Genomic DNA, 16,599 nt, shown 5'->3' with positions numbered 1-16,599 from the left:
AGATCTGACACTTTGCGTACGGTGGATTTCTGCTATTTTATCTGGGAATTAAATCCCTGTGTTTTCAATCTATTGGGTGTGGTAAGAGAAAGTCATTCAGATATCGGGTAAACAAACTCATTTCCTAATATCTGCATGGCTCAGTAGCCGGTCATCTCCAGATAGCCGACCCCCTTGGCATCCCCCGAGACAGAGACAGCTCCCTCCCAGTAGTCAAAGCGACCTGTCATGGCCTGATTGGGCTGACGGGCTTTGATGGTGAGGCTCATTCCGGCGGCGTTTAGCTGCCACTCGACGGGGTAATTCTGCCCCTTGGGGCCGCGCCAGGTGTTGCCCGGCGTCAGGTGAATCGTGTCGGGGGCGAGCACCCGGCTGCTGCCATCCCGCTCAATCAAGATGCCGTAGCGGTTTTCGGGCTGGTTCTCGGGATTAGCGCGTCCCGATTTGGTGCGCAGGCGAAACAGCATCAGCTCGCGGCCATCGGCCAGTTGCAGCGAAAACCAGTCCCAACCCGATTGCCATTCGGCTAATACCGAGCTGCTCCACTCGTGATCAAACCAGCCTTGTCCGGTGACGGAGCTGGTCTCGCCATCACGAGTCAGGGTGCCGCGAAGAGTGAGGCGCGGGTAGGAGTAGTAAAAGGAGGCGTTGCCCGGGCTCTTCTCGCTGTAGCCGGCCTTGCCTTGCAGCACCAGCGGCTTGGCGGCAGTGACGGTGAGGTTCAGCTCGCCAATCTTGCTCTGCACCTTGAGGGTGGCGGGGAAGAGCGCGGCCCCTTGCGAGGTAAGCCGCCACTCTCTGAGCCAATATTGGCCGCCGCTGGCCCCCGCCAGTCCCGGCCCCTGCCGACTGGCCCGTTCATCTTGCTGGTGGCTGCCACGATCGAGATCCGTGATGGCAAACTGGGCCAGCCAGAGCTGGGGAGTGAGCCAGGGGTTGCTGGTGCGGAGTTCTTGCTCGATACCCTGCCTAAACAGGGTCCACTGCATGCCATATTCACGCCCCTGTTCATCCTTGAGGTTGCCGGTGAGATACCACCACTCGGAGCGGTAATCGGGGTGGGCGGCGTGATCCTCCGGCAATTGGATGGTTTGCCCCGGCTGCACCTTTTTAAAACTGTCGTTGCCACCGCCGAGTAGGGCGCCCAGATCGCTGGCAGCGATAGCCCCGCTATAGAGCGTCCAGAGCATACCCAGCGCCAGCGGCCACCCTTTTATCTGTTTCATACCACTCTCCTTGCCGCATACCAGGATGCCAATGCGCCACAGACCGGTGCCAGCAACAGGGCGGTGACCGCATGAAGGGGGGCGGCCTCGAAGGCGAGGCGCCAGCCAAAGGCGCGGGGGTTAACCACCTCGATCAGCACCCAGGCGAGGCCATACCCCACCGGCAGTGCCAGCAGGGCGGTGAGCAGCCCCAATCCCGCCCCTTGCCACACCAGCAGCTGGCGGCAGTGGCGGGGGCTCAAGCCCAGACTCTGCAAGGTCTGCAGCTCGCCACGGCGTGCCAGCCCCAGTACCATAAAGGCCGAGCCGATCCCGACAAAGGCGATGCCAAGGATCAGCAGTTTCAATAGCTCGGTCACCACAAAGGTCTGGTCAAACACCTTGAGCGCCGCGCTGTGAATGGCGGGGGCTGAGAGCAGATTGAGCTGCTCGCCAAAGCGCTCGCGCAGGCGATCGGCCAGTTGTTCGGGGTCGTTGCTAAAGAGGGCGAGGGATTGCACCGCCCCCGCCTCGAAGGCATGCAGGATCTGCCCCTTGTCGCTGCCGTAGTCCTGATAGACGCCGGTGACAGTGAACTGCCTTGGCCCCTGCTCGCCGCTGATTGCCAATGTCTGGCCCACTTTGACCCCGAGGCGCACCGTCAGCGGTTCGCTCGCCAGCACCTCGTCAGGACGGGTCGGCCAGCGTCCTGTCAGCAGCGGATAGGCCGCTTTAAGCTGGGGGATAAAGTCCATCTGCGCCCACTCGATGGGCTGCCCCTGCCAGCGGGCAGGATGCACCGAGCGGCGCGAGGCGGCGCTCACCAGCGGGTTGGCGAGCAGGGTCTTAAGGGTCGCTTCGCTCAAGGTGCCCTTGCTGCCCGCTACCCCCTTGGGGGCGGTGACATAGAGATCGGCGGCCAGACGCTGGCCGAGCCAGATCTCCACGCTGGAGCGAAAACTCGACACCATGACCCCGATGCCGATGGCTGCCGCGATGGCGAGCTGCAACGCCATCACCGCGATAGCGGTGCGATCGAGGTGATAGAGAGTCTCGGCCACCCCGAGTCGGGCGGTGAGGGGGCCACCCGCACGCCGTCGCAACCAGCCAAGCAGGCCGCGCAGGGCATCGGGTAGCCAGAGCGACATGGCCAGCAGCCAGCCGCCGGCGATAAACAGGGCGCCGGTCAGACCCGTTTGCGGCAACCACAGGCACAGAGCGCACAGCAGCAAGATGGCGATGGCCAGCACGCGCCGTCGCCACGGGTGAGCGGGGGGGCGGCTGCTTCCCGCTCGCAGTTCGAGGGGGGATTGGCGCAGCAGTTGCCACCAGCCGGGCAGGTTGGCGGCCAGCGTGCCGAGCAGCCCGATCAACAGTGCCTTGAGCAGGCTCACAGGGGAGAGGCGAAGCAGATCGATGGGGTTGGGCCCATAGAGATCGGCCAGCGCCTGGGTGAGCTGCCCCATCAGCGCCAGCGCCAACAGGCTGCCGAGCAGCACCCCGAGCAGGGTGCCGATGGTGGCGAGAATAAGCAGCTCCAGAATGAGCCAACGCAGTACCCGGCTCGGCCCCATCCCCAGAATGATCAGCTGGGCCAGCTGGGGACGGCGCACGCTCTGCACGAAGCGCTGGGCGTTGAACACCAGAAACAATCCCACCGCCATGGCGAGCAATGACAGCGCCGTCAGGTTAAGGGCCAGCGCATCGCCAAGCTGGCTGGCATCGAGCGCCGGGCTGATGGGCTCAAGCCACAAAGGCTGGTTAGGGTAACGGGTTTGCAGGGGGGCCTGCAGGGTGCGAGCCTCTGATTCGCTTAGCTTGAAGACGATGCGATCGAGCCGACCCGCTTTATCCAGCAGCGGCTGGGCGAGGCCGATATCGGTTATCAGCAGCCGCTCCATGGGCACGGCGCCCGGTTCAAAGGTGCCCGCCAGTGTCAGGGTCAGGGTTCGGGGGCTTGTACCATCACTGCCGCCCAAGACAAAGCGTCGGCTCTGGCCTGCTTGCCAGCCAAGGCGATGAGCCTCGGGGGCCGCCAGCCAGATGCTGTCGGCACGGTTGAGGGAAAAGTCGGGCTCGCTCGCGGTTTGGGCGCCAAACAGCTGGCGCAGGGGGCCGGGGTTGAAGAGATCCATTCCCAGCAGTTGAAAGCTGCGCCCCTCTTCATCTTTGAGCCAGCCATGGATCTGGGGCATGGCATCGAGGGCGGGCTGGCTGGTCACCAGCTGCACGTAAAGCTGCTCATCCAGCCCGCCAGCGGGGGCCAGCCGGTAGTTGGCTTCCCCTGCCAGCTGGCTGCGGGCGGCGACAAAGTTGGTGCGAGCACTGTGATTGAGCAGCTCGATGGCCACCACCAGCGACACCCCCAATACCAGCCCTGCCAGACTCATCAGCAGCAACCAGGGGTGACTGCGATAGAGGCGCAGCAGCGCTTTGAGTGGCAGCATCAGCGTGTCTCCGGCTGGCGCAGTCGCCGTTTAGTCATGACGTGGCCCCTTGAGCTCGATAAGTTGGCCCCCTTCAAGGCGCAGCACCCTGTCGGCCAAGGCGGCATAGGTCGGGTTGTGGCTCACTAGCAGCAAGCCGGCGCCGGTGCCCCGTACCGCCGCCACCATCAACGCCATCACCTGTTCGGCATTGTGCTCATCGAGGCTGCCGGTGGGTTCGTCGGCGAGCAGCCAACTGGGTTGATGGATCAGGGCGCGGGCCAGCGCCACCCGCTGACGCTGACCGCCGGAGAGCTGCTCCGGCCAGGCATGGCGCTTGTGGCTCATATCGAGCCGATGCAGCAACTGGTCAATCTTTGTCTCATCTGGTGGCAGAGCGTTGATGGCCAGAGGCAGGGCCAGATTCTCGGCCACGTTGAGGGTCGGCAGCAGGTTGAAATCCTGATAGACGATACCGAAATGGCGACCCCGCAGGCGTGCCCGCTCGTCGGGGGATCGGGTGTCGATCCGGGTCTCCCCCAGCCAGATCTCCCCTTCATCCGGTGCAATCAGCCCGGCGATCAGATTGAGCAGGGTCGACTTGCCGCAGCCGCTTTGGCCCAGCAGCAGGGTGATCTCGCCAGCGGGGAGGGCGAGATCGAGATGGTGGAACAGCGGCAGTCGTTCACTGCCGTTATCGAAGCTCTTGCAGAGGTTGCGCAGGGTCAGCATGGGATAACCGTTTGATGGTCAATGGCTTTCATCATGCTTGGTACGCTAGCACGGCCAGCAATGATCAACACCCCTTACGGTTGATCAAGAGTGCCAGTTAGTGATCAAGGCGGCAAAAGAGCAGTGGATCCTCGCTGGATCCCGCTTGCCCGAGGTGGTTAGAATAGGGGCTTCCATGGGTCACAGGATGAGCAAGGATGTTACACAAGCAAGTCAGTTTTATCATCGATAGCAAGGGCAACAAGCAGGCTGCCGTCGTCCCCATCGAGATCTACAACGAGCTGATGACCCTGCAAAAGGCACTCTCCGACAACCGGCCGGGGGAGCGCGAGCTCTACCACTTCAACGGCAAAGGGGCCGAGGCCCACGGTTATCCGGTGGGCAAGCGGCAAAATCCGGGCTTTATGGTGCTGGCCGGTTCCACCGCCAATGGCGAGGATGCCGCCTCTTTGCGTGAAGCGGTGATCGAGCTGCGTCACGAACTGCTGGAGAAGGGGGTTATAGTGCACCGCAGTCAGGGCGGCTTTGTCTTTACCGCCGATCAGCTGTTCAACAGCCCGAGTCTGGCCGCCAGTCTGGTGGCGGGCAATAACCGCAGCGGTCTGGATGCCTGGCAAAACAGCGCAGGCTATACCCTCAAGCAGTCGGGTTTCGGCAAGAAATAATCCCGCGTTTCGATAGCCAACCAATTAAGCGTTAATTGACCTGGATGAATTTTTCTTTTCATCCAGGTGCTAGCATCATTGCCAGACGGTTCTAAAAGGAAGAGACCATGTCTGCGCTCACCCCTGTTATTTTGCTGCTGTCCCTGTTTATCCCTCCCGCCCATGCCAGTAGTGGCCCTGTTCTGTTGACATCCTCTTCAATCGGACTTTTTTGTGTCGGATTGTTTGTGTTGGCCTACGCCCTGGTGATGGCTGAAGAGTATCTGCAACTGCGCAAGTCCAAACCCGTGCTGGTGGCCGCCGGGGTGATCTGGATCCTGATCGGTATCGCCTATGCACAGCAGGGGATGAGCCCTGCGGCCGAACAGGCCTTCCGCCATACCTTGCTGGAATATGCCGAGCTGATGCTGTTCCTGCTGGTGGCGATGACCTATATCAACGCCATGGAGGATCGGCGGCTGTTCGATGCCCTGCGCGCCTGGCTGGTGCGATCCGGCTTTCACCTGCGCACCCTGTTCTGGTTGACCGGCGGGCTTGCTTTTTGTATTTCGCCGGTGGCAGACAACCTGACCACTGCGCTCTTGATGTGCGCCGTGGTGTTGAAGGTGGCCAATGGTGATCGGCGTTTTGTCAATCTTGCCTGCATCAACATAGTGATCGCCGCCAACGCCGGAGGGGCGTTCAGTCCCTTTGGCGATATCACCACCCTGATGGTGTGGCAGGCGGGCAAGGTGCAATTTGGCCAGTTCTTCACCCTGCTTATTCCCTCTCTGCTCAATTTTCTGGTCCCGGCCATCCTGATGAGCCTGATGGTGCCGCGTCATGTGCCGGAGGCTGATAACGAGGTGGTTGATCTCAAGCGGGGGGCCCGCCGCATCGTCGCGCTGTTCTTGCTGACCATCATCACGGCGGTGCTATGCCACAGTTTCCTCCATCTGCCACCCGTACTGGGCATGATGCTGGGGCTCGGTTATCTGCAGTTTTTCGGCTTCTATTTGCGCAAATCACTGCCGCGATCCCTTGCCCGCAAGCGTGCGCTCTATGAACGCAATGGTGATGAGGTGCGGTTGCGCAGTCTGGGTTCTGTGGTGCCATTTGACGTGTTCAACAAGGTGGCCAAGGCGGAGTGGGATACCCTGCTCTTCTTCTACGGGGTGGTGATGTGTGTCGGTGGGCTGGGCTTTATGGGGTATCTGGAGCTGGTATCACACTGGTTGTATGACGCTGGGGATCCCACCATGGCCAACATCTTCATCGGGGTCTTGTCTTCCGTCATCGACAACATTCCCGTGATGTTTGCCGTGCTGTCGATGAATCCGGATATGGCGCTGGGGCAGTGGCTGCTGGTGACCCTGACTGCCGGAGTGGGCGGCAGCCTGCTCTCCATCGGCTCTGCGGCCGGTGTTGCCCTGATGGGGCAGGCCCATGGCATGTATACCTTCTTTGGCCACCTGAAGTGGCTGCCTGCCATCTTGCTCGGTTATCTGGTGAGCATAGGGGCGCACCTCTGGCTCAACAGCGCCCAGTTCTGAACGTCTGGCCGCCAGTACGAAAAGAGGCTTCCGTTGATGGAAGCCTCTTTCGTTTTCCTGACAGGGGGGAGGGGGATCAATCGCCTCGCTTGCCGGTCAGCAGCCAGTAACTCAGAGTCGAACCCACCCCGCAGCAGGCGATGGCGATGGCCATGGGCAGCGGCGAGTGGGGCGGATTGAGGTTGACCAGAATGCCGACCAGGGCGCCGATGCCAAAGCGCAGGGTGCCCGCCAGTGCCGAGGCGGTGCCCGCAGATTGCGGGAAGTGGCCCATCAGGCCGGTCATGGCGTTGGCGCCCACCAGACTGATATGGCCGACAAACAGTACCACCGGAATGACGATGCCCCACAGACCGCCGGTCTGGCTCCAGGCGTTGTAGACCAGCAGGGCGCCCGCGCAGGGCAGCACCAGCAGACCGTATTGCAGCATCCGCTCGGCGCCCACCCCTTTCACCAGTCGGCTGTTGACGAAGGTGACCACCATCATCAGCAGAATATTGAGGCCAAACAGCCAGCCGTAGTGCTCGGTCGGCACCTTGAAGTACTCGATATAGACGTAAGGGGAGCCGCTTAAGAAAGCGAACATGCCGGAGCTGGAGAGGGAGCCGCACAGCACATAACCCATGGCGCCGCGATGGGAGAGCACCCCCCAGTAGTTCTTGAGGATCTGGCCCAGATTAAGGGGTTGGCGATGTTCCGGTTTCAGGGTCTCCTGAATTTTCCACTGCATCACCAGACAGATCAGCAGGCTGATCCCCACCAGCAGCCAGAAGATCACCCGCCAGTCGGCGTGGGCACTGATATAGCCGCCCACCACAGGGGCCACCAGCGGCGCCAGGGTCATCACCAGAATGACGAACGACATGGCGCGGGAAAACGCATCCTTCTCGAACAGATCGCGCAGCAGGGCATTGACCACCACAGAGCCCGCCGCGCCGCCCGCCGCCTGCAACATCCGATAGGCCAGCAATTCGGGCAGGGAGTCCGCCATGGCGCAGCCCACCGAGGCGATGGCAAACATGATGAGCCCCGCCAGGATCACCGGCTTGCGGCCATAGCTGTCGGCCAGCGGGCCGTAGAAGAGCTGGCCGATGGCAAAGCCGCCCAGAAAGGCGCTGATGGTGAGCTGGGCGCCGTCGATGCTGGTGGCCAGATCCCGGGCGATGGCCGGAATGGCCGGCAGATACATATCCACCGCCAGCGGGGTCAGACCCGCCAGAGCACCGAGCAGGATAAACAGGAAACGGGGAGAGAGGGCGGCAGCCTGAGCTGTTGGCGATTGGGGCATAGGGTGTCCAGTTGATGCGAAACGTCGGGTTGAAAAGCGCGAAAAAAGCAGTCTATCAGTTTTGTCGCGGCTATGGATCCGGTATGGCGAGCCAGAGGCCGGGCTCGGCGGCAAAGCGCGGGGCAAACCAGTGCTGGCGCACCGCAGTGGGCATCTCGCTCGCGGCGATGGGGCGGCGACTGAGGCGGCAGGCTCCCTGAGAGAGCGCCAGCGCCGCATCCCCCTTGTACCAGCCATCGGTGACGGCCAAGGATGTGGTTTCCCGCAGCAGCCGCACGCCCCACTGGGTCACCAGCGCCGGGCACGCTGTTTCTGCCAGCCTTGCTGCCTGCACCATGGCGGGTGGACGGGGCAGGGTAAAGGTCGCGCCGAGCAGCAGCAATCCGGCCACCGTGACCAGCCCCTCCCCACGGAGCGGCAGCCAGCCTGCCAGCAGCACGATACCGAGCAGGGTGACGGGGGCCAGATGTCGGGGGTTATCGGGATTCTGGCCGAACAGGGTCCAGAGCAGCAGGGCGAGCCAGTAGATCGTCCAGAGCGGTGAGAGGGCGGCAGGGTGGTTTTTTGATCTTTGCCAAAGCGGCAGTACCAGCAGCGCCCCGACAGCCAAGGGCCAGAGCGGGGTGAGCTGATCGTTGAAGGTGCTCGCCCAGCTCAGCAGTCGATCGCCGTGAGCCGCTGCCGTGTTGCCCCACAGGGTAAAGTGGCCGTCGGTAAAGCGGCGCCCCTCGGCAAAATAGGCCCAGCCATCGGCCTGCCAGACAAACAGCAGGCTGATAAGTCCAACCAGTGCGATGGGGAGCACAAACCTGACGTGCGTGCCCTGCTGCGCCAGCCCGAGCCACAGGGGCAGCAGTGCCAGCACGAAGTAGGAGGGGCGCAGCGCCAGCATAAGGCCCAGTAACAGACCCGCCAGTGCAATTCTGCGCTGCTGCAAGGCCAGCAGCGTCCCGAGCCAGGCGGCGAGCGCGGGCCCGTCCGAAAGGCCGGAGAGCGCCAGCGTCGGGGTGAGCGGCAGGGCCAATACCAGCAGCCAGACGGGGGCGAGCAGGCTGGGCCGTTGCCACAATCTGACCGCCAGCAAGGCGGCGAGCGGCGCCAGCAAACTGCTCCCGAGCAGACTTGCCCACTGCACCGCGCGGGCCGGCTCGTCTACCGCCAGATTGATCAGCCGCGCCAGCCAGATAAAAGCGGGGTAGCCCGGAAAGTGGGGGGAGAACTCCAGCACGCTAAAGCGCGTCACCCCGTGGGCGAAATTGAGGGCATCGTCGGAATCGAGCGCCACCGGGAAGGTCAGCAGCCAGCTTAGCCAGGCCAGTTGCAGCAGAATGAGCAGCCAAATGGTGGTGGAGCAGGGGGAAGGCCAACGCCGGGCCATTACCTTCCCCCTCATCCCCAGCCCTTCTCCCGCAAGGGGAGAAGGGGGCAAACCGGCGTTCGGGTGCATTTATCGGCAGGCCGTGCGTAGGGTGGGTAGAGCGCAGCGAAACCCACCGTTTGTCACAGCGAGGTGGTGCAATGATTGGCAGGTTGCCATCAAAGCGGCGCCAGCACGGCCATCAGCGCTTTTTCCGCTGCGGCAAAGGCGGCGGCGTCGGCGGGCTTGGCGCCCACCCCGAATACCCCCGGGTTGCCGATGGCATCCAGCACCTTGGCCAACGCCTGTTCGGCTGCCTTGCGATCCTCTTCACTGAGTGATGGGAGGATCAAGTCGAGGAAGCGCTTGCTCTTGACCACCAGCACCTTGGCGGTCTGGTAGTCGCCAAGATTCTGGCTGGCCCCTTCGAGGCGGCGCTCGATCTCCGCCTTGTAGGCGCGGTTGAGCAGGGCGGCGGTGGCGGCAGCGTCTTTGGCCTTGATGGCGGCGGCCAGCGGCCCTTGCAGCTCCACCTTGTGGTGCTGTTCCAGATAGGTCAGCTCGTCGGCAATCTCGCTCAAGGTGGCGCTGGCATCCTTGCCGTCAGTGGCGGCGCCCAGCAGCGCTTCGCGGGCGTCGATCAGTGGCTCCTTGCCGGCGGCGGCGTAGGAGTAAGCCTGCGCCTGCCCGCTCAGGGTCAGCAGCAGGGTGAGGGCGAGTAAACCCGGGCGTATGGTCATCCTGTTCTCCTTACTTATGCCAATGGCGCGGCTATCAGGCCACGCTCTGGGTTTCGATCACGGTATTTTCGTTGCGATGGTTAAAGATGGCGTGGCGTCTGTCCACCCCGTCGATCACCATGTCGGCGGCCATCATCCCCATCTCCATGGCGGTGTCGGTGAAGATGTAGCGGAATGTCCCCTGACGGCCGGTTATGATGAGGTTTGTGATGGGCATCAGCGCCTTGATGGCTTCGTTGCGACGGGCCTGATAGCCCAAATCCATCAGCGGATAGGCGTACTCGCTGCGGGCTTCGAAGGTCTCATCGCCAAGCTTGGCGGTATCGACACCGAGGCTCGCGAGATCGGCGGTAACCCGACCGCGCAGATCAGAGAGCGGCGCCTGCCAGGTGGCATCCCCCGGATTGCAGGGGATCTCCAGCATCACCGAGGTCTGGCCCTGGGGCGCCATAAAGGGGCTGCGGCGGCGCGGCTCCTGCAGGCGGGTCGCCAGAATATGGGGGTCGGAGAGGTACTGCCAGGTGTTGTCCGACAGGTTCTCCTGTTTGAGGGGCATATTGACGAAGCGAAGCGACCGGTAGTGCAGATCGCACGGCAAGCCAAGATGCTGGCAGGTGAGCGGCAGCGGCAGGGTAGAGATCACCTGATCAAAGCGTTCGCTCTGCTCAACGTCATCTTGTTTCCAATACACCCGTTCAATGCGGCCATCGGCCTGCTCAAGGCGGGTGATGGTGGCGCCGGTTTTCAGCTCCACCCCTTCGGCTACCAGCCGCTCCCCCAGAGTGGTGAAGATCTGGCCGAAGCCATATTTGGGGTAGCGGTATTTGCGGGCATAGGTGCGCACCGAGATACTGCCGTTGCGTCTTGGCAGCAGGCGGCGGGCCACGTCTTTCAAATCGATGAGGCTGATGCGCTGGCCGGCCCAGTCGGCGGAGAGCTTGTCCGGGTTGATGCCCCACAGCTTGCCGGTGTAGCCCTCGAAAAACTGGCGATAGAGGGTGCGGCCGAAGTGGCTCTGGATCCACTCGGCAAAGCTCGCCTTGGCGAAATCATCCGGCTTCTTGCTAAAGGGCAACAGCAGCAAGTCTTTTACCGCACCGGCCATCAGGGCCAGCGGCGCCGTCTTGAGCAGGTTGGGCAGGTTCAAGGGGTAGTCATAGGTGCGCCCGCCAAAGCGGATCACGCTCTTGCGCTCGGCGTGGAGCAGGTCATCCCCCATCAGCTCGTCGATAAAGGCGAGCAGCTCGGGGTTCTTGGTGATAAAGCGGTGGCCGCCGTAGTCAAAGCGATACTCCCCATCGCGCCCCTTGAAGGTCTGGGTAGCGCACATGCCGCCGACCACCGGCTCCTGCTCGAACAGGGTGACTGCAAAACCGGCGCGGCGCAGGCGCCAGGATGCCATCAAACCGGCGGGGCCAGCACCCAGCACTGCAATGCTTTTCTTGTTGTTATCGCTCATGACCTATTCCGAAACTGCTTGATAGATAAGGGAACCGCACCGAGGCGCGGCTCCCGAATGGTGTTGTTACCCCGTGGCCTTGTTGCCACAGGGCGAGTTGGCTCAGCCTTTGCCAGTCGCGGCGCTCACCTGCGGGCGATAGCTGCGCTGCCAGAGGGTAACGAAGATCGCCAGATAGAGGGCCCAGGTCAGCAGCTGCAAGCCAGCGGGTGAGGCATTGTAGCCAAACAGGGCGCGCAGGAAGGTACCAAATACCCCCTGATCGTCGAGAATGTGGCTGATGTCGAACACCGGCGTGGTCCAGAAGGTGATGATCTCTGCCGCCTGCAACATGTTGACGGCAGACGAGAGCAAGCCTGCGGCGATGATGATGATCAGCAGCCCAGTCCAGCGGAAGAAAGGCGCCAGCGCCACCTTGCGGGTGGAGCGCAGCAGCCCCCAGACCAGCGCGATGGAGACCAGCAGCCCCGCCAGCGCACCTATCAGGCCGGATTGCAGATCGACCCCTTGGCCCGAATAGAGCAGGGCGGAGAAGAAGAGCACGGTTTCAAACCCTTCGCGCATCACAGCAAGGAAGGCGAGCAGCACCAGCCCAAACAGGTTGCCGCCATCGATGGCCGCATCGATGCGCGCTGTCATGGCCCCCACCTGGGATTTGGCCTGTTTTTGCATCCAGATCGCCATATAGGTAAGCACCAGAGTGGCGAAGATGAGGATCCCCGCCATCAACAGGTGGTTGTAGCGCTCGCTCTCGAACTGGCTCACCACCACCTGGAACAGGAAGGCGACCACAAGGGAGGCGACAAGGCCAAGCCCCACCCCCAGATAGATGAATTTGTTGTAGCGGCTCGCCCCCAGCTTGGCGAGGTAGGAGAGGCAGATGCCGACCAGCAGGAAGGCTTCCAGCCCCTCGCGCAGGGTAATCAGAAAACTTGCAAACATCAGGATTGAGGCTCCGTAGCGGGCGTGACGGGAAGAGGCTGCAGGGTAAGTTGCAACCGATTTAGCTGCACTATGGGTGGCTCCGGCAAGCTGGGCTCGGCGGCGCGCACCGCATCATTGACCCACTTGGGGTAGGTGCGGAAATTGAGTTTGATATCGGCCTTGAAGGGCCCTTGGGCATCTGCTGGTAGCAGCCAGGCTTCATCGCGCCAGCCATCGGCCGGAATGCGGGTATCTTCCAGCAGTTTGGCGTAACGCCAGAACTTGAGCCCTACCGGCTTGCCCTCGGCATCGCCGAACACTTTTCTAAACAGTCGCGCATCTTCAGGGACGGCACCATCCACCGGCTGGCCGCTGGCAAGCACCACCTTGCCGCTGGCGTCGGTGACGGTCAGCTCCAGCCAGAGTTCACGAAAATCAGCTACGCCAGTGGGCAGAGCATGGCCCGCGCCGGTATTGGCGACCCGCACCACCAACTGCTGGCTATCGGCCGCCTGTTCGATACGGGCGGAGAGGGTCGCGCTGGAGCGCAGCAGGGCCAGACTCTCCTGCTCGAGTTCTGGATTGCGCAGCCCCACCAGCTGGTGCTGGGCACCGGTAAAGTTGTGGCGATAGAGCCGGGCTTTCATGGTGCCGTTTTCGGTGGACTGGCCCGCCACCGGCGCGCCGCCATTGCCCGGCTCCGGGTTCATATGGCAGTCGATGCAGGTGCGCCGCTTGGCGGGATCCTCGGCCTTGGCGAAGCTGGATTTTTCCCACTCGTCCCAGGTGTTGACGATATTGGCGCCGGTGCCCGGGGCAAACTCGTTGTGGCACGACTTGCACAGGGCGGCATCGCGGTAGAAATCCTTCTGATAGGAGGCTTTGTGGGCCGCCGGACGGGCGTTGATCTGCCGCTCAGCCAGCCAGTGCTTAAGGCTGCCACCCGCGGCATCCTCGAACACATAGCTCTCGCGGTCTTTCAAATTCACGGTAAAGGCGCTGTTGCCGCCCGCATCTTCTACCTTGGTGATGCGATGGCAGAGCACGCAGCCGGTCCCTTCCTCCACCACAGGTTCGCCCGCTTTGTGAGCGGCAATCAGCGAGGCGCCACCCTGCTCGAACATGTGAGAGCCCTTGGGCAGATCCAGCTGGCCTGTCATCACCTGCTGGGGCATATGGCAGCCCTGGCACCACTGACCGAACGCTTCCCCTTCGGTTTCGCGGGCCAGCGCCTGCACCACCTTGTAGTAGGGGTGGGAGTTGCCCATCAGTCGGTGGTTGCTCTCGCTCCAATCCTTGAACGCTTGGCTGTGGCAGTTCTGGCAGGAGGCGGAGTTGAGCCACTCCTTCGGGTGGGTAGTCGGCGCCTTGGCGGGATCCGTGCGCGGGGCATCGAGTCGCAGCCAGTTGGCCAGATAGGGGAGGTTGCCATCGGCGGTGACGAAGGCGTGCAGGTCTTCCATCATCGCTTTCACTTCCGGTTGGGGCCTCGCGGGGTCAACTGCCTCGGCACCATCGCGGGTGTCATGGCCCATGCCGCCCTGGGTCTGCTGGGTCATGCGCAGGTATTCGCCGACAAAATCCCCCGCCACCATGTTGGTGAGGTTGGCGTGGCCGTTGATGGCGTTGTCGCCGCTCTGCTGGCGATGGGCCGCCATCAGATAGCGGTTGGTGAAGTTGAAACCGTCCAGATGGCAGGAGTTGCAGCTCATCCAGTTGTCCCCCGCCATGGGGAAGCGTGAGTTGGACGCTGTGTTACCAAGGTTGAATAGCCGCTCGCCGCGCTGAAGCGGCTCGGGGCGCGGATCCGTCTCTACCAGTTTGGCGAAGTGGGGCACATCGACGGTGACCCGGGCAAACGGGCCGCTGCCGCCGCTATTGAGGCGGGTGAGATCCTGCCCCATGGCGTTGTGCACCAGAATATGGTCGCCATCGATCAGCAGATCCCGCGGATTTTGGCCCGGCAGGTGGCGCAAGAGCTGGGTCGCCTTGGCGCCCCCCTGAAACTTCTTGCGGCGGTGGCGGTTGTTGTTGGACTTGCCGCTGCGGGAGAGATCGAACACCAACAGATCTTCCGAGCCCGCCAGGGTCAGATAGACCCGTTTTCCGTCGGCGGCGAAGCGCGCAGCAAACGGGTTGGAGACGATCTGGCTGCGGTTGCCGACGCTGGGCAGGTTGATCTGCAAAAAGAGCTGTTTTCTTTCATCGACCCGCTCTTTCTCCTCATCGAGATCGATGATGGAGACGGCCGGAAAGACGGTGCTCTGAAACTGGAAGGGGTGGCTGAAGCTCCACAGCACATGGGGCAGCCAGGCCTCGCTGCCATCGGGGGAGAGGGCGATGCCATCGAGCAGGCGCGGCAATCCCTGAGAGTCGCTCGGCGTGTCGCTATGGGTCTCGGCCAGGGTGATGAGCTTGGGCTTGGGAAGCGAAGCTCCCTTGGCGCCATTGCCAAGCTTGGCGAGATCATAGATGGCGAGCTGGCCTGTCATGGCGTGGGTGAGCAGCAGGCGATCGTCGTCGGTCAAGGCCAGCCCGCGGGGTGTCTCGGCAGTGGCCACTTCCAGTTGCAGCTTGCCCGCTGTGTCGTAGGCCTGCAGGCGAGCTGATTCGAACAGCGTGACCCAGAACCACTGCCGCTTGGCATCGAAGATGACCCCATAGGGGCGGTGGCCGGTGGGGATCGTCTTTTCCAGATCGAGATCATCATCCAGCAGCAGCAGGCGATCGCCGCTGTAGTCGGTGACCAGCAGGGTAGCGTCATCGGCGCGGGCCAGCTGGCGCAGATCGCCCCCCAGCGGCACCTCTTTTAGGCGCTTGCCGCTATCGCGCTCAAGCAGGGTGACCGAGCCAGCGCTCAGGTTGGCGGTGACGAGGCGCGGGGCGCTTCCCTCCTCATAGGCGAGCATCCCTGAACTCATTTGCTGGGCAAACGCGAAGGGGCTGGCCAGCAGCAGGACGAGTGCCAACAGGGGTGACAAATATGCAGAGAACGATGACTTCAACATGGGATCAGGAGCGCCATTTCAAGATGGTCCAGCGCCAGGCGTGGCGCAGCACCAGAGGAGTTAACGCCAACGCGCTCAGCCAGTGGGCCCAGCTGGCGAGGTTGCCCATGGCATCGCCCGGAGTGCCGTGCAGCACCAGCAGCAGGCCGCTGGCCAGACAGATCAGCAGCAGGGCTTCAATAATCCGCCCCGTGGTGCGTAAAAAGGGTTTGTTGCTGCGGTTCAACAAGCTGCGATGGGAGAGCCAGAAGGCGCCAAATAGCAGCGGGAACAGGGTGAGCGAGAGCATCACATGGAAAAACAGATTCCAGCGAGCCAGCGACCAGAGCGGGGTCAGCGGTTCCCACAGCAGCAGACCGGAGAAGAACATCAGATAGAGGGTGCCCTCGGCGGCCTGATGGTGGTAGGCCAGCCACTGCCAGAATTGTCGGGGTGAGAGAGAAAGGCTTGTCATAAAGGCTCCAGCACCCGGGCGGGGCAGCCCGGGGGGAGCAAGTTTATAACGCAGTAAGAGTAATGAAAAGTGTTATCAATTGTATTGCTGGTGAATCAAGGCTGAACAAGCACAGTGATCAAACTCGACTATTTATGCTCCGCCATCCGCTCGGTCACCGCATAGATGAGCGCGGCCAGCGAGAAGGCGAGAAACACCACCACGGACCACTTCATATCGACTTCATTGATGATGCCATCTTCGAGGAAGGCTTTGAGGACCTCTACTCCGGCGATGGTCACCAGCGAGTTGATGACGATGAGCTTGAGGGAGGCAAAGTTGATCTTGCTAAGCCAGTTGCTGCTCAGGGAGGCGCGCTGCTCTTCCGTCTGGATAAATTGCACATAGCCACAGATAGCAACCAGGATCAGCATCTGGGCCACCAGTATAAAGTCCACCAGGGTCAGCACGCCGGTAATGAGGTCCAGATAGGGGATCTCGAAAATGTTTACAGAAAGCTGATAGAGCTGCATAGCAAACTTCACCATCAGCAATACCACGCAGATGAGAATGCCAATGTAGAAGGGGAACATCATCAATCTGCTGCCATTGAGCATGAAATTGAATCGACGCATGAGAACTCCGATGTTGGGAACAGGGCTAAATAGAGTGAGTATGGCGCGAGCAGCCCGCAGCGTTGCAAGGCCGTGGGGACTGATTATGCCGGGTCGCCCCCTGCTTGCGCCTATAAAAAAATAAAAAGCCATCATAAAAAATAAAACCGCATCCCGCAGTCTTATTTGTGATTTTTGTCCCGTCCTGAATATGGT

Annotated in this window: 13 protein-coding genes; 2 read left to right on the top strand and 11 right to left on the bottom strand. The window is 62.0% G+C overall.

Features of this window, described 5'->3' with window-relative positions; translation table 11 throughout:
* Positions 1-140: 140 nt before the first annotated feature.
* From BN1139_RS15470 to BN1139_RS15460, 3 genes are read right to left on the bottom strand one after another with little or no spacing between them, the layout of a single operon-like run.
* Positions 141-1,226 (bottom strand): lipocalin-like domain-containing protein, encoded by a 1,086-nt coding sequence (locus BN1139_RS15470; protein ID WP_005352729.1) that lies wholly within the window; start codon positions 1,224-1,226, stop codon positions 141-143.
* A complete protein-coding gene (locus BN1139_RS15465) occupies positions 1,223-3,652 on the bottom strand; it encodes an ABC transporter permease (RefSeq protein ID WP_005352719.1) in 2,430 nt (809 codons plus the stop codon). Before BN1139_RS15465 ends, BN1139_RS15470 begins: the two co-directional genes overlap by 4 nt.
* Before the next feature lie 30 nt (positions 3,653-3,682).
* Positions 3,683-4,363 (bottom strand): ABC transporter ATP-binding protein, encoded by a 681-nt coding sequence (locus tag BN1139_RS15460; protein WP_005352714.1) that lies wholly within the window; start codon positions 4,361-4,363, stop codon positions 3,683-3,685.
* A 197-nt stretch (positions 4,364-4,560) separates the two neighbouring features.
* On the opposite strand from BN1139_RS15460, the gene BN1139_RS15455 reads away from it, so the two are divergent.
* On the top strand, positions 4,561-5,028 hold the full coding sequence (locus BN1139_RS15455) for a DUF4357 domain-containing protein (RefSeq protein WP_005352711.1): 468 nt from the start codon (positions 4,561-4,563) through the stop codon (positions 5,026-5,028).
* 107 nt (positions 5,029-5,135) lie between these two features.
* A complete protein-coding gene (gene nhaD, locus BN1139_RS15450; protein WP_005352707.1) occupies positions 5,136-6,560 on the top strand; it encodes a sodium:proton antiporter NhaD in 1,425 nt (474 codons plus the stop codon).
* Positions 6,561-6,636: 76 nt separating this feature from the next.
* Here nhaD and BN1139_RS15445 read toward each other — a convergent pair whose 3' ends face one another.
* From BN1139_RS15445 to BN1139_RS15410, 8 genes are all read right to left on the bottom strand, one after another.
* Positions 6,637-7,848 carry a Bcr/CflA family multidrug efflux MFS transporter gene (locus tag BN1139_RS15445; protein WP_005352704.1) on the bottom strand — a complete coding sequence of 404 codons (1,212 nt, stop codon included), beginning with the start codon at positions 7,846-7,848 and terminating at the stop codon, positions 6,637-6,639.
* Positions 7,849-7,918: 70 nt separating this feature from the next.
* Complete coding sequence (locus BN1139_RS15440; protein ID WP_005352701.1) at positions 7,919-9,226, bottom strand: hypothetical protein; 1,308 nt, start codon at positions 9,224-9,226, stop codon at positions 7,919-7,921.
* 158 nt (positions 9,227-9,384) lie between these two features.
* Positions 9,385-9,945 carry a hypothetical protein gene (locus BN1139_RS15435; protein WP_005352698.1) on the bottom strand — a complete coding sequence of 187 codons (561 nt, stop codon included), beginning with the start codon at positions 9,943-9,945 and terminating at the stop codon, positions 9,385-9,387.
* A gap of 34 nt (positions 9,946-9,979) precedes the next feature.
* Entirely contained in the window at positions 9,980-11,404 is a 1,425-nt protein-coding gene (locus BN1139_RS15430; protein ID WP_005352695.1) for an NAD(P)/FAD-dependent oxidoreductase, read from the bottom strand.
* A gap of 102 nt (positions 11,405-11,506) precedes the next feature.
* Complete coding sequence (locus tag BN1139_RS15425; protein ID WP_005352689.1) at positions 11,507-12,346, bottom strand: FTR1 family iron permease; 840 nt, start codon at positions 12,344-12,346, stop codon at positions 11,507-11,509.
* A complete protein-coding gene (locus BN1139_RS15420; protein ID WP_005352688.1) occupies positions 12,346-15,336 on the bottom strand; it encodes a YncE family protein in 2,991 nt (996 codons plus the stop codon). Before BN1139_RS15420 ends, BN1139_RS15425 begins: the two co-directional genes overlap by 1 nt.
* 4 nt (positions 15,337-15,340) lie before the next feature.
* Complete coding sequence (locus BN1139_RS15415; protein ID WP_005352687.1) at positions 15,341-15,790, bottom strand: hypothetical protein; 450 nt, start codon at positions 15,788-15,790, stop codon at positions 15,341-15,343.
* Between the two features lie 128 nt (positions 15,791-15,918).
* On the bottom strand, positions 15,919-16,404 hold the full coding sequence (locus tag BN1139_RS15410) for a YqhA family protein (protein WP_005333692.1): 486 nt from the start codon (positions 16,402-16,404) through the stop codon (positions 15,919-15,921).
* Between the last annotated feature and the right edge of the window lie 195 nt (positions 16,405-16,599).

The sequence above is a fragment of the Aeromonas veronii bv. veronii genome, from assembly GCF_000820225.1.
GTDB classification, from domain to species: domain Bacteria; phylum Pseudomonadota; class Gammaproteobacteria; order Enterobacterales; family Aeromonadaceae; genus Aeromonas; species Aeromonas veronii.
This window is presented reverse-complemented; position numbering and strand designations above follow the sequence as displayed.